The organism is Chryseobacterium artocarpi, from assembly GCF_001684975.1.
GTDB classification, from domain to species: domain Bacteria; phylum Bacteroidota; class Bacteroidia; order Flavobacteriales; family Weeksellaceae; genus Chryseobacterium; species Chryseobacterium artocarpi.
The window spans coordinates 141,811-154,467 of sequence record NZ_MAYH01000048.1; the positions used below are offsets into that span (position 1 = coordinate 141,811).

Below are 12,657 nucleotides of genomic sequence, written 5' to 3' on the forward strand. Positions count from 1 at the left end.
AAGCAATATGTTTTATTGATTATCATTCTGGCAGGTCTCCTGACTTTCGCTTTCTGTGCCTTCCCGTTTTACACAGTGGCTTTTTACAGAAATTTTTATTGCGATTTACAGTTGCGGGGACAGTCTGGGCATTTCACCCAATTCCCTTTTCATTCCAATATACTGGAAACCAAAATTTTTGCAAAGATAGTTTTTTAAACGTATTAGCCAAAAAAGGAACTTATGCTCTACCCTTTTCCTGTTCATATATTCTAAAACAAAAAGCTGCTTCCAATAATGAAAGCAGCTGTATATTGATAATAATTCTATTCAATTATTTACCCATAACTTCTGTGATTGGATTTCCAACATTTCCGCTTGGGAACTGAATTTTCAACAATGAAGAAACAGTAGGCGCAATATCAGTCATATGATAAGCCTTGTTACTTTCTCCCTGTTTTACTCCCCATCCCATAAAGATTAACGGAATGTGTGAATCATAAGAGTTCCATACACTGTGTGTAGTTCCTGTCTTAGAATATGGAGGAAGCATAGAATCATGAGAGATCAATTGAATATCTCCGCTTCTCTGTCTGTTGATTCCGTTAATAATTCTCTGTTTGATCAGCTCCGGAATGCTGGCTTCCTGAACCCTGTCTACAGAAACTGCATATAAAACAGTAGGATCTTTTTCTAATTCTTTTACCGTAAAGTTTCTTACATCATCCAGTTCAAGTTTGCTGTCTGCCAATACTTTTCTATCAAAGTAGATCTGATAATTGTCAATCGCATTGATTAGCTTATCAGCTCCGAATTTATCTTTAAGCTTTTGATTAAGATTCTTTTCAGCACCTTCTCCGAAGAAACCTGTCGGGATTTTATGTTCTTTCAGGAATCCTACAGAATGTGCACCACCATGGTCAGCAGAAAGGAAAACTGTATATTCTCCTTTTCCAACTTTGGAATCCAGGTAATTGAAGAATTGTGCTAAATCCTGATCTAATCTGATATAAACATCTTCTACCTCAATAGAGTTTGGTCCGAATTTATGTCCTGCATAATCCGTAGAAGCGAGATTGATCGCTAAAAAGTCTGTGATATTATCACCTCCTAATTTTTCACCTTCCACAGAAGCTTCCGCTAACTTTAATGTCAATGTATTTCCAAAAGGTGTATAACGGATATTATCTTTTTTAGTCTGATAATCTTTAGCAAGATCATTGTAAGGGAATGTAGGAGTTTTTGCACTCCCTAATAAACCTTCCCAAGGAGAATTGTCAGGAGCACTTTCCGTATACTGGTTGATTGGTAATAAAGTATTCCAGCCGTTTGCTACCAGTTTCTCAGGTAAATTCTGAGAGTTGAATGACTTCATCCACTGAGGAAGATCATTCATATACCATGTACTTGAAATAAAGTTTCCGGTACTGTCATCAAACCAGAAAGCTCCGTTTGGTGTATGTCCCGCAGGAAGAATAGAAGCTCTGTCTTTCAAAGAAACTCCGATTACCTTTCCCTGGAAGTTAGTTGCTAATCTCAATTCATCAGTTACTGTTGTAGACCAAAGATTTTTTGGAGAGTGGCTTCCTGTTTTTGTATTCGTTGTTCCTACCGGCTGTACGCTGTCATCCGCTGTACAATACACTCCTTTACCCGTTTCCTTATCCGTCCAGTCATTTCCGGCAATCCCATGAATTGCAGGTACAGATCCTGTATAGATACAAGTATGCCCTAATGCCGTAATGGTAGGAACATAAGGAATATGTACGTTATTTAAAGAATATCCTGTGTTTAAAAGTCTTTTGAAACCGTCATTACCATATTTATTGTAAAAACGGTATAAATAATCCCAACGCATCTGGTCTACTACAAGACCTACAACTAATTTGGGTCTCTCTAATTGAGAATTTTTGACCTTCTGTGCATTGATCGTAACTACGGACATGAAAGTAACTGCCGCAATTGAAATTTTCCTAAACATCCACGTAAATTTTTTATTCATCACAAATTTAGGGGTTTTGAAAGTTTTAGAGTATGAAATTTTCTTTAAATTTGAATTATTACCTGTATTTAGATTTTGAAAGCAACAACTCATTTAATAAATGTCAAATCAGTAGAGGAGTTACCTAGTGTTGAAGACATCATTACAAAACCTAGACATCAACAAATTAAAATCATTTTTTCCCCACATGTTAATCATTTACGGGAAGAGTATGGCAATGACTTAAAAGAAAAACTGTTGAACTATCAAATCGGTGTCCATTTAATAAAACCAGAAATTAATATCAGACAACTCATTTCAGATGAAGAAATTATTCTTCATCAATCATTTTTTGTTCAATGTGCAAAAGATTACAGAGAGCTTGGAAATAAATTAGTACATCTTTTCTGTAAAGAAAAGAAAATCAAACTTAATGAACAATTTCCTTGTTTAAACTTCAACAATTTAAAAGACAGAAAAAACCAATCAGGAAAAGTGAGTCACTGGAAATATTTCATTCATGGTTTTCATTGTCATTTTAACAATGTAAAAACAGGACAGAAAATTGAAGTACCTTTCATGTTTGGAATGGAATTCGGAGATCTTGATCCGTATTTTTTCGTCATGTTTATAAAAACAACCCCAAAATACCAGCCATTACCAGTCGATATTTATGAAGACTTTAGTGACGGATATAGAATACTTAAGGTCTTACTTAGTTTGGATTTATTAGAAGAAATTAATTCAAACATGCAAGGACATACCGGAATTGTTGTAAAGGATAGAAAAAAAATTGAAATTAACATCTTTGATCCTGACGTTTATTTTGAAACACTTAAGCCACAGTCAAAATGGTCAAAACTACTTCAGTTTTTTAAATTTTAATAATTAAAACAAAATGATTTTAGGAGTATATTGGTACTTTAAATTTCCTGAAAACCTATACAATTTCAGCTTTTTTAAGTTTTTCGAAGGATACGGAGGTCATGCTGATAATGAAGCAGAACTGGTTGCAAGAGTTCAACTTGAGAACATCGATGATTTTATTAAAAAACTGGAGGCTCTTAAAACTCAGTTTAAACATGCTTTCTTACATCTTAATATCAGTGGAAATCAAATGATCATCAGTATTGGTGGACATCTGCTTTTTGACTTCTATTTTCAGTTGGCTCTCGAAGTAAAAGAACTGCTAATCCGTGAAAATGCTATATCACTGGATTCTAGTCTTCCATTCACATCAGAAAGGACTCAAACCTTTCACATGGAAAGAAATCATTCCGGAAAAATAGAACACCGTTTTCTTCAGCTTGTAGGTTCGGATTTCAAGAAGAATAATGCTGAAAATCTTTCTATAAGGATTGACTGTAATTTACCTTTAACTGATAAAGAACACTTCATCAAAGATCTGCTCCCCATCTGCAAAGAAGAAAATATCAATGTATTCTATTATAAAGATCATGATTTTAACAACCATTGTAATCTGATGCTCTTTTTTACGAATGGCAGACAGACAAAAGATACTCTTCAAATTGTTAATTTCAACACCTTTGGGAGTAAAATAAAACAGTTGACTCAGAAATATCCGCTTCATTTTGGACATTTGGAAGGTTTAAAATATTATCCTAAAAATGAACCTCATGTTGAGATGATGGTAGATAAAGAGTATATTCTAGGCGAAAACTAAAATAATTTTAATTCAATAATTACTGCTAAATATAATACTATGATCAAATTCAAATATGTCATCCTGTATGTAGAAAATGTAGAAACTTCAATGAATTTCTACAAAGATACCTTCGATGCTGAGATCAAATTTATCACTCCTGAAAAAGATTATGGAGAATTACTGACAGGGGAAACCACTCTTTCTTTTGCATCTATTGATCTTGCAGCCTCCAATGTAAAAAAAGGATTTTTACAATCAAAAACAGAAGTAAAACCCTTCGGAATAGAACTGGGATTCGTTACTGATAACGTCGAAGCACTGGTTGAAAAATCAATAAACAACGGTGCCGTATTGTATGAAGACATTGCTGTAAAACCATGGGGACAAAAGACAGCTTACATTAAAGACCTTGATAATTATTTGGTGGAAATCTGCACAGAAATTCAATAAAACATCTACTCCGTGGAAATAAAAAAATTACAGAAAATGACAACCAACCCAAGTATACATTGGGGACAGAATGGTTACTCAACAGATACGATCTACTCGGTTTCTTCAATTGAGTTTGGTGGAACTTTTGAATTTATCATAAAAGAAAAATCTCTTTCCTATACCAAAAACTGGAAAACTGATTCTGATGATATCGACGAACTCAATATCATCATTGAGAAAGATCATTCTTTCGGTGCTTTTGATAATGATGAACTCCAGGGATGGATTATTGGCGAACACAGAACATGGAACAATAGTTTTTATATAGAAAATCTTCTTGTCAATGAAAAATACCGCAGACAGGGAATAGGAATTATGCTGATTAAAAATATCATCAAAGAAGCAAGGAAACTCAACTGCAGAGTGATTGAATTAGAAACCCAGAACACCAATTACCCTGCCATTCAGTTTTACAGAAGAATGGGTTTCAATATTACAGGTATAAATACGAGATTATATAATAATTCTGAGGAAATTGCCTTGTTTATGACTTTAGATATAGAATAATTTTTCAATTGTATTTAAAACACTTGTTAGTGTCTTAAAATTTTTATACATTAGTAATCAACAAATTAAAAGCATCAATTACTATGAAAAATTTAAAGAAATTAAAGAGAAGTCAATTGGTATTAATCAGTGGTGGTGATACTGCCTATGCAGTTTGTTTGGATGGTTATTGCCCTCCTACTTTTGGATCTTACTATTGCAGCGGTGATACTTGCTATAGATCAACTGGTGGTGGTGGTAACCCTGGCGGTGGAGGTCCCGGAGGCGGAGGTACTCCTTGCCATGAGCCAATACGCTTCTGCCAGGAAGGAGAAACAGGATGCGGATGTGTTAATTAAAGTTAGATTGTTAGATAATGTGAGGAGCGGTTTTTACCGCTCTTTTGTTTTTTATATTTTTATAATGTAGCCTTAAAAATTCAATGCAATTTCACTATTTTAGCAAAAAAAGACTTATAACAGATGGATACTAGAAAAAATGTTCTTGAAAAATTGTCGGATCATGAGCTTGAACAATACATAAAACCTGATAGTAAATTCGTTCCTGAAGCTATTCAATATGCTTATGAAATTTTACAATCAAGAGGAAAAGTATTTACAGAGCAGGAAAAAGAACGTATTAACTCAGTCATTTCCAAAACCGAAGAAAACGAAGCAACAATACTTCACCCCAACTATACAAAGGCTTCCAATCTCATTTATTTATCAGGAGCTGTAGGAATCGGCTGTTTGATATGGACGTATGAACAATTGGATTCAGAACTGGCTATCTTTATATCGGCTGTCGTTCTTGCTTCTGTTTTTGGTGTCGGATATATGATTGGAAAAGGTAACGAAGTAGCAAAGTTTGTTTTCATTATCCTTTTCATATTGGGGCTTGCGGGTATTCCTACACTGATAACTCACTTAAGTGCTAATCCTGTATTGGGAATTATGAATATCCTGCAATTCATTCTCCAGACATGGGCTATTGTTCTGCTTGTAAAAATCCCGAAAAGGAAGAAAGTATAAACTCTTTCATGAATAAACTCCTTGCATACATCCATTCCCTCACTCCTTTTTCTGATGAAAGTTGGAACTTACTTCAGACTGCACTTTCAGAAAAAATATATAGGAAGAACGAACTGATGTTACAGGAAGGAGAAATATGCCACTCGCTATTTTATATTAATCAGGGGTTTTGTAAAAGCTATTATGAAATAGATGGTGTAGTAAAAAACACCGGATTTTTCTTTGAAAATGAAATAGCTACCAATATCAATAGCTTTGGAAGTGGTCAGCCTTCAGAATTTAATATTGTGGCATGTGAAAAATTACATGTTATCATTTTTGATAAAGAAAAATTGTTTAAACTGGCTGCACAATGTCCGGAAATAGAAACTTTAGGGCGCCATTGTATTCGTCAGTTTGCTTCCAGGCAGGAAGAATTTTCCAATCTTTTCAAACTGTACTCAGCACAGGAAAGACTGGAATATATAGAAAAGAAATACCCTGAAATGGTACAACGCATACCACTTACCCAACTTGCCTCATTTCTTGGTGTGGCTAGAGAAACTTTAAGCAGAATCAGAAAGCGAAGATTATCCCAGTAAAATTATTGTACTTCGTAACCTTATCATAAACATCACACAAAATCAAAACAAATGAAAACATTAATCTGGAAAGGAATCGCTTACCAGTCTCTTGAATATTTTAACCTTAAAGAAAGTAACGAAAATTACATCGTAGAATCAAGAATCATCGGTTCCTATAAAGAACAAATTTATAATGTAAAGTACAATCTTACGATTGATAATAACTGGAAAATTCAGGAATTCAATATTGAATCTGAAGTAAATTCCGGGAAAAATAAACTGACAGGAAAGAAGCTACAAAACAACTGGGAAATCAATAATGTCATCAATCCGGACTTTAAGGATTTTATTTTCATTGATATTTCCCTGACTCCTTTTACCAATACATTGCCCATAAATCATTTACAGATTCCAGAAGGCAATTCACAGGAAATTAAGGTGATCTATATTGATGTTTTAAATAATATCATAAAACCTGTCCCTCAATTGTATACCAGAATTTCAATGGATCAGTACCGTTATGAAAACCTTACTTCCGACTTTAAAGCTGATATTTTAGTTGATAAAAACGGACTGGTTGTCAATTATCCCGGGTTATTTGAAAAAACGGAAGAACTTTCATAAACACTTTCAAAGTAAATATACTTACTAGATTCTTGCAGTTTAAAGGTATTATTTTCTTTGACTTTAATAGCTTTTTGAATATCATTATCTTTGAAATACATCAAAAAACGTCATGAATATTAATGAAATTAAAGAAGCAGCCCTTACTTGTGGAGTTCTAAACCGACAGGAGCTGAGCAAAAAAATAAGAGAATTAAAGGACAGCGGGCTTTCCTATCTGGGATGTATTGCATTTACCCAACATAATCAACAAATTTCCACTTTAGAAGCTAAAAACCTAACATTGGAACTTGATGCTTTTACAGATGAAGAAAAAGCTGAATACAATGGATTCCATAATTTGATGATGGATGACTTTAAAGAAGAAGAATAAAATTATAACAAAATGGACAAAAGAATTCAAGAAATTAAAGATAAAATAGAAAGACCTGCTACCGAATTTTTCACTGGTGGCTTCAGACCTTTGAATGTTTTAGAAGAATCATGGATCGGACGCGTATTTGCCTATGCTGAACATGAAGAAATTCCTTTGGATAAAAATGGAGATCCAATGATGCCACTTATTCAGTTTTACCTTCCCAACCAACCTTTTGTGCCGGAACTGATAAAGGATAAAAAGCTAATCACAGTCTTTATTTCTCAGAATTTTCCGGAAATGCTTGAAAAAATGGGTGATCATTGGCTTATCCGGGAATATGATGATTTGGAAAATATAATCATTAAGGATTTACAAAGTCCGGTTTCTTATTTAAAACCATTTCCACTACGCTCCGAATTATATCCTAAAGATGCCCCTGTATGGGATGGTGGTGGAATTGAGGATATAGACTACCGTTTAATCTCCGACATTGTGAAACTTGAAAGAGAAGGGCTTTTCAACAGTTATTATAATATCATTAAGCACTGTTACAGTACTAAACTCGGTGGTTATCCATCATTTTGCCAGCCTGGTATTGGTTTTAAGGATGGTTTTGGTGAAGGGTTTGAATTTATTTTTCAGGTTTCTTCAGATGGTAAAGCTCAATTGAATGTAATAGACAGTGGAAGTTTTATGTTTGCAAAAAACAAGGAAACTGGAGAGTGGAGTTTGTATTATGATTTTTATTAAAAATATTTTCTATATTTTCATAGATGCTAATCTTCAATATTTGATATAAAAAAATATTATTGAATAGGAATCAATCATTTAAAATTCTTCATTTTATTACGTTAAATTCACAATAACATAATAAAAAATAATTTCGACGAGGGCAAAGTCTTTGTCGAAGCTATTTAAAGAGTTTATGGTTTCCCGTAATGCGATTATTATTAAGACCACTACTTTTGAATAATTAATTATCATTATAATCTGAAACCTTATTACAATGAAGAAAGTATTCTTAATTACTACTTTATGCATACTAGCAAGTTGTGTCAATGAGAACAAATCTGAAAACTCTCAAATAACCGATACCTCCCAGCCAGTACAATCGAATTTAGAACAATTAAAAACCGAAACCTCAAGACTTAGAGCCGGAGGATCTGTTAGTAATGTTGAATTAGAAAATGGAAAAGCAACTATAAATTATGTAAAAAACTATACAGAATACCAACAACTAAATCCACAATCTAAATTAACGGAGAACGATCTCAAAGAATACTGGTCAACTGGACATGCAATTCAAAAAGCACTTATTTCAGGATCCGGAGCACTCTTGAAAAAATTAAGTTTTATTAATGAGGTCGAAATAATACTTCCATTTGAAAATAAAATCTATAAGATTGATGTTAAAAAAACAGAGTTAGAAAAATTTATTGGAAAAGATTTTTCACAAATAACAAACGATTGGACAAAACTTTTTATTGACCCTTATGTTTATGATAAAACAGGAAGAGAACGTTTTTTCAATAAATTCGGTTCTAAAAACTGATACAGCATAAAGAAAAAATATCATGTAAATATTTTTCAAACAAAGAACCGCGCCCTTCGGGCGCGGTTCTCATTATATAAAGTCTAATGAATTAGAATTTAAGATCTCCATTCACTTCTCTTACTGCATTAGCAGCTTCAGCGAATTTCAATTGCTCTTCAGCGGTAAGCGTTACGTTTACGATTTTCTCTACTCCGTTTGCCCCGATGATAGCAGGAACCCCTAAGCAAATATCATTTTGTCCGTATTCACCTTCAAGCATTAATGAACAAGGGATCATTTTCTTTTGGTCACAAGCAATTGCCTGAACCATTACAGAAACAGCTGCACCCGGAGCATACCAAGCAGAAGTTCCTAATAATTTAGTAAGGGTAGCACCACCTACTTTAGTTTCTTCGATTACATATTTTTGTTGTTCATCATCAAGGAACTCAGTTACAGGAACACCGTTTCTTGTAGCTTTGCTCAATAATGGAAGCATACCTGTATCACTGTGAGCAGCGATTACCATACCATCAACATCAGAAATTGGAGATTCTAATGCCTCAGCCAATCTGTACTTGAATCTTGCAGAGTCCAAAGCACCACCCATTCCGATGATCTTGTGCTTAGGAAGACCTGAAGTTTTGTGTACTAAATAAGCCATAGTATCCATTGGGTTAGAAACCACGATGATGATTACTTCTGGAGAATGTTTTACTAAGTTTTCAGTAACTTCTTTCACGATACCAGCGTTGATACCGATCAATTCTTCTCTCGTCATTCCAGGTTTTCTAGGAATCCCTGAAGTGATTACTGCTACATGAGAACCTGCAGTTTTGCTGTAATCTCCTGTTGTTCCGGTAATTTTTGTATCAAATCCGTTTAGAGATGCTGTTTGCATCAAATCCATTGCTTTACCTTCAGCAAAACCTTCTTTAATGTCTACCAAAACTACTTCTGAACAGAAGTTCTTCATTGCGATGTATTCTGCACAGCTTGCACCTACAGCGCCTGCACCTACTACAGTTACTTTCATATTGTTACTTTTTAAATTATTTATTTTTTTAGTTAAGTTTAAATTTGAAACTCCCCAAATTTAATAAATCCTGAAAAATTGCACAATTTTTCAGAAAATTTATTAGAATTAAAAGGAATTAGTTGACATTCAGTAAAAAAGAATACAGTTTTTTTGCACCAGACAGTACTTCCGGGTAGTTTTCTTCCGCCACTTCTGTATCCAAAACCTCTTTAAAATTCTTCCACATCGGTCCTGTATTTTCCTGATAACATCCAAAGAAGTTAAAAGTCACCTCATCAAAACCTTCTGTTTTAGAAAGCTGCTTGGCAATCACATTTCCACCCAATGTAGAACCTTCTATCACATACATGGCTCCCAAAGCTTCATGCTCATTTACAAACTCAAGATCATGAGATACTTGTCTGTTCTCCAGAGAAAGGCTTTTAAGATCCTTTTCGATAAGAGGCAGTTTCTTTCGGTTATCAAGCTGAAGTCTTTCTGCATACTTGTTTGAAAGGCTGTTGAATATTTTTTCTTCACTGTGAAGAAGCATCAGATAATTGGTATGGATGATCTTTTTATAATCTTCTAAAGTGAAGGTTTTATTAAAAATCTTTTCAGAATTAAAAAGTTTCTCCGCTGCATCGTGATAGTCTGCTGTATTTTGTTTAAGATATTCTGATACCATAATTATATTTTAAAGTTTCTCAAATGTAAGGTTTTTTGAACGTTAAAATGAAAGAAGTTCCGTCTTTATTGCTCTCATAATCTACGTTTCCGCCTATTCTCTTCATGATTCTGTGTACGATGGAAAGCCCTACTCCATTCCCTTTGAATTTCTTCGCATTATCCATCCTGTTGAAGATTTTAAACATCTTATGCTTCTCTTCCTCAGGAATCCCTATTCCATTATCTGAAATACGGTAAATAATGGTCTGTCCGTCTTCGCTTCCTTTAATCTCTACCCTTGGCTGATCTTTATGAGAAGAGTATTTTACAGCATTATTGATAATATTTAAGAACACTTGATGAAGTAATGTTTTATCTGCCATTACATCCGGGCATTCTTTAATAACGATTTCACTTTTAGGACTTCCATAAGTGATTTTTGCATTTTCAGAAATCTTATGTATAGTCGTTCCCGTTTTTAAGCTTTCCAGTTGTATTTCACTATGCTTGGCACGGCTGAGCTGTAATACATCATGCATCATTTCAGCCATATTATCAATCTCCTCAATAATAGTATTGATCTTTGTTTTGCTCTTTTCAGAATTATCGGTAAGATTACCCAAAAGCATCTGAGCGTTCAGTTTCATTACCGTCAAAGGCGTTCCAAGGTCATGAGAAATCGTATATGAAAAGCTATCCAGTTCTTCATTCACTTTTTTAAGCTCATCATTTAGCCTTTTTATAGCGTTGTAATTCTTATGTGAAGTTTCCAGAATCAGATCGCGGATCGCCTGTACAGCACTCACATTTCTTGAATTCCATCTCTTAGAATGTCCTTTAATGTTTTCCGTAAAAATTCTAAAAGACGTTCTTGGTGAAACCATCTGTTTATCTTCTCCGTTTTGTGTAAAAACACCAATCGTTTTTTCCGGATTACCAGCCCAATTTATATGCTCATCAAATTCTTTACGGAACCAGATCAGCATTTCATTTTTATCTCTTTCAATAAAATAAATAATGATACCGGCTGCGCTTTCAGGCAAATTCAGTTCTTCCCCATGATTTTTAAGAAAACTACGGTTTACGTAAATACGATCAGTGGTATTCTCCAGTCCCCAATGTACAATCCTGTTGATCACATCACTGGCTGGTACAGCTCCATCAGAAACTATATTTCCATCATAAACAATGGCAAGTCCTTCTGCTTCCGGAAAATTTCTGATTTCAGCTTTACTTTCAATCAGGGAATCAAATAGGTTATTATGCTTTAAAAACTTCGTTTTCAACTGAGATAATTTATCGTTCAGTTCCAGACGATAGTTCAGTTCATTTTTGGATTTAAAAGAAGAATATGCGTTGGCTGCAAGTGCTGTAAAAATCCCAGCCTGTACCCTGTCTTCAAGATCTACATGCTTAGGTTCTACATTCTGGCACGTCACCAATCCCCAAAGATGATTATCTATAATAATGGAAACGCTAAAACTTGAAGAAACTCCGGAATTGATCAGATACTGTCTGTGAACAGGAGACATTCCTCTTGATGCTGAGAAACTAAGATCAATATTTTCTTTGGTTTTACTTATAATAGGGACTGTTTCAGTATGTACATTACTGAATATTCTTTTTCTTTTTTTAAGATAAAGTTCTCGTGCCTGCTTTGGAATATCAGATTCCGGGTAATGAAGCCCAAGGAAACTTTCCATGTTTTCATTTTTCTTTTCAGCAATCACTTTTCCTGAACCGTCCATCATAAATTTATAAACCATCATACGGTCATAGTTCACAACTTTTGAGAGTGCTTCTAATAAATGGTTCCAAATTTCATGTTCTGTATCAATAACATAAAAATTATCATACTTATTGGAAATTCTTTTATCATGATTTACGATAACCTCTTCAAATTCCAAAAAAATATAACTCCCGCTTCTGAAAACGGAAAAATGATATTCTTTCTCACCAATAAAAATCTTATCAAAATAGGCTTCATTTTCCCTTTTGGTAAATCTCTCTAAAGAAGTATAGATATCTGACTTAATAATATCCGGAAAGCTTTCCGGAAAGTCCGTAAGCTTTTTGTCGAACAACTCATCCAAGTTTTCGATCTTAAATAGATCCACAATATTCCTACTGAAAAAAGTAATGGAATGTGACACTGAGTCAATGCCAATCAGGTAACCAAAACTCTGTATATAGCCTGGAATATGGATAGGTTCTTCATGGCACTCTACAAAATTCATATAATTGTCTATCAATCAA

General features: G+C 34.1%; 15 protein-coding genes and 1 riboswitch. Of the genes, 11 read left to right on the forward strand and 4 right to left on the reverse strand.

Annotated features, from left to right (window positions below; genetic code table 11):
- Positions 1-12: 12 nt before the first annotated feature.
- Positions 13-189, reverse strand: a riboswitch (cobalamin riboswitch).
- Positions 190-313: 124 nt separating this feature from the next.
- Positions 314-1,960, reverse strand: coding sequence for an alkaline phosphatase PafA (gene pafA, locus BBI01_RS18475; RefSeq protein WP_123862184.1), 1,647 nt, complete (start codon positions 1,958-1,960; stop codon positions 314-316).
- Between the two features lie 96 nt (positions 1,961-2,056).
- Between pafA and BBI01_RS18480 the strand changes: the two genes are divergently transcribed.
- The 11 genes from BBI01_RS18480 to BBI01_RS18530 all read left to right on the forward strand — a co-directional run bounded on the left by BBI01_RS18480 (position 2,057) and on the right by BBI01_RS18530 (position 8,732).
- Positions 2,057-2,845, forward strand: coding sequence for a DUF6896 domain-containing protein (locus tag BBI01_RS18480; RefSeq protein WP_065396120.1), 789 nt, complete (start codon positions 2,057-2,059; stop codon positions 2,843-2,845).
- 13 nt (positions 2,846-2,858) lie between these two features.
- Complete coding sequence (locus tag BBI01_RS18485; protein ID WP_065396121.1) at positions 2,859-3,644, forward strand: hypothetical protein; 786 nt, start codon at positions 2,859-2,861, stop codon at positions 3,642-3,644.
- 39 nt (positions 3,645-3,683) lie between these two features.
- Positions 3,684-4,076, forward strand: coding sequence for a VOC family protein (locus BBI01_RS18490; protein ID WP_065396122.1), 393 nt, complete (start codon positions 3,684-3,686; stop codon positions 4,074-4,076).
- A 36-nt stretch (positions 4,077-4,112) separates the two neighbouring features.
- Positions 4,113-4,625: a GNAT family N-acetyltransferase gene (locus BBI01_RS18495; RefSeq protein WP_228394037.1), complete on the forward strand. Its 513-nt coding sequence runs from the start codon at positions 4,113-4,115 to the stop codon at positions 4,623-4,625.
- 83 nt (positions 4,626-4,708) lie between these two features.
- The gene (locus BBI01_RS18500; protein ID WP_083190152.1) at positions 4,709-4,963 is read left to right on the forward strand and encodes a hypothetical protein; all 255 of its coding nucleotides are present in this window, start codon (positions 4,709-4,711) and stop codon (positions 4,961-4,963) included.
- 123 nt (positions 4,964-5,086) lie between these two features.
- Complete coding sequence (locus BBI01_RS18505; protein WP_065396125.1) at positions 5,087-5,635, forward strand: hypothetical protein; 549 nt, start codon at positions 5,087-5,089, stop codon at positions 5,633-5,635.
- A gap of 8 nt (positions 5,636-5,643) precedes the next feature.
- Positions 5,644-6,216 carry a Crp/Fnr family transcriptional regulator gene (locus tag BBI01_RS18510; protein ID WP_065396275.1) on the forward strand — a complete coding sequence of 191 codons (573 nt, stop codon included), beginning with the start codon at positions 5,644-5,646 and terminating at the stop codon, positions 6,214-6,216.
- A 51-nt stretch (positions 6,217-6,267) separates the two neighbouring features.
- Positions 6,268-6,822: a putative glycolipid-binding domain-containing protein gene (locus tag BBI01_RS18515; RefSeq protein WP_065396126.1), complete on the forward strand. Its 555-nt coding sequence runs from the start codon at positions 6,268-6,270 to the stop codon at positions 6,820-6,822.
- 112 nt (positions 6,823-6,934) lie between these two features.
- Positions 6,935-7,195, forward strand: coding sequence for a hypothetical protein (locus BBI01_RS18520; protein ID WP_065396127.1), 261 nt, complete (start codon positions 6,935-6,937; stop codon positions 7,193-7,195).
- A 12-nt stretch (positions 7,196-7,207) separates the two neighbouring features.
- Positions 7,208-7,930: a YwqG family protein gene (locus BBI01_RS18525; RefSeq protein ID WP_065396128.1), complete on the forward strand. Its 723-nt coding sequence runs from the start codon at positions 7,208-7,210 to the stop codon at positions 7,928-7,930.
- A 256-nt stretch (positions 7,931-8,186) separates the two neighbouring features.
- Positions 8,187-8,732 (forward strand): hypothetical protein, encoded by a 546-nt coding sequence (locus BBI01_RS18530; protein WP_065396129.1) that lies wholly within the window; start codon positions 8,187-8,189, stop codon positions 8,730-8,732.
- Positions 8,733-8,823: 91 nt separating this feature from the next.
- Here BBI01_RS18530 and BBI01_RS18535 read toward each other — a convergent pair whose 3' ends face one another.
- The 3 genes from BBI01_RS18535 to BBI01_RS18545 form a co-directional block, all read right to left on the reverse strand.
- Positions 8,824-9,750: a malate dehydrogenase gene (locus BBI01_RS18535; RefSeq protein ID WP_065396130.1), complete on the reverse strand. Its 927-nt coding sequence runs from the start codon at positions 9,748-9,750 to the stop codon at positions 8,824-8,826.
- Positions 9,751-9,868: 118 nt separating this feature from the next.
- A complete protein-coding gene (locus BBI01_RS18540; protein WP_065396131.1) occupies positions 9,869-10,420 on the reverse strand; it encodes a biliverdin-producing heme oxygenase in 552 nt (183 codons plus the stop codon).
- A gap of 19 nt (positions 10,421-10,439) precedes the next feature.
- Positions 10,440-12,638: an ATP-binding protein gene (locus BBI01_RS18545; protein ID WP_065396132.1), complete on the reverse strand. Its 2,199-nt coding sequence runs from the start codon at positions 12,636-12,638 to the stop codon at positions 10,440-10,442.
- Between the last annotated feature and the right edge of the window lie 19 nt (positions 12,639-12,657).

Excerpts from the sequence above, each read along its gene's own strand:
- pafA (WP_123862184.1), bottom strand. The coding sequence starts at position 1,960 with ATGTTTAGGAAAATTTCAATTGCGGCAGTTACTTTCATGTCCGTAGTT.
- BBI01_RS18485 (WP_065396121.1), top strand. The coding sequence starts at position 2,859 with ATGATTTTAGGAGTATATTGGTACTTTAAATTTCCTGAAAACCTATAC.
- BBI01_RS18490 (WP_065396122.1), top strand. The coding sequence starts at position 3,684 with ATGATCAAATTCAAATATGTCATCCTGTATGTAGAAAATGTAGAAACT.
- BBI01_RS18495 (WP_228394037.1), top strand. The coding sequence starts at position 4,113 with ATGACAACCAACCCAAGTATACATTGGGGACAGAATGGTTACTCAACA.
- BBI01_RS18500 (WP_083190152.1), top strand. The coding sequence starts at position 4,709 with ATGAAAAATTTAAAGAAATTAAAGAGAAGTCAATTGGTATTAATCAGT.
- BBI01_RS18505 (WP_065396125.1), top strand. The coding sequence starts at position 5,087 with ATGGATACTAGAAAAAATGTTCTTGAAAAATTGTCGGATCATGAGCTT.
- BBI01_RS18510 (WP_065396275.1), top strand. The coding sequence starts at position 5,644 with ATGAATAAACTCCTTGCATACATCCATTCCCTCACTCCTTTTTCTGAT.
- BBI01_RS18515 (WP_065396126.1), top strand. The coding sequence starts at position 6,268 with ATGAAAACATTAATCTGGAAAGGAATCGCTTACCAGTCTCTTGAATAT.
- BBI01_RS18520 (WP_065396127.1), top strand. The coding sequence starts at position 6,935 with ATGAATATTAATGAAATTAAAGAAGCAGCCCTTACTTGTGGAGTTCTA.
- BBI01_RS18525 (WP_065396128.1), top strand. The coding sequence starts at position 7,208 with ATGGACAAAAGAATTCAAGAAATTAAAGATAAAATAGAAAGACCTGCT.
- BBI01_RS18530 (WP_065396129.1), top strand. The coding sequence starts at position 8,187 with ATGAAGAAAGTATTCTTAATTACTACTTTATGCATACTAGCAAGTTGT.
- BBI01_RS18535 (WP_065396130.1), bottom strand. The coding sequence starts at position 9,750 with ATGAAAGTAACTGTAGTAGGTGCAGGCGCTGTAGGTGCAAGCTGTGCA.
- BBI01_RS18540 (WP_065396131.1), bottom strand. The coding sequence starts at position 10,420 with ATGGTATCAGAATATCTTAAACAAAATACAGCAGACTATCACGATGCA.
- BBI01_RS18545 (WP_065396132.1), bottom strand. The coding sequence starts at position 12,638 with ATGAATTTTGTAGAGTGCCATGAAGAACCTATCCATATTCCAGGCTAT.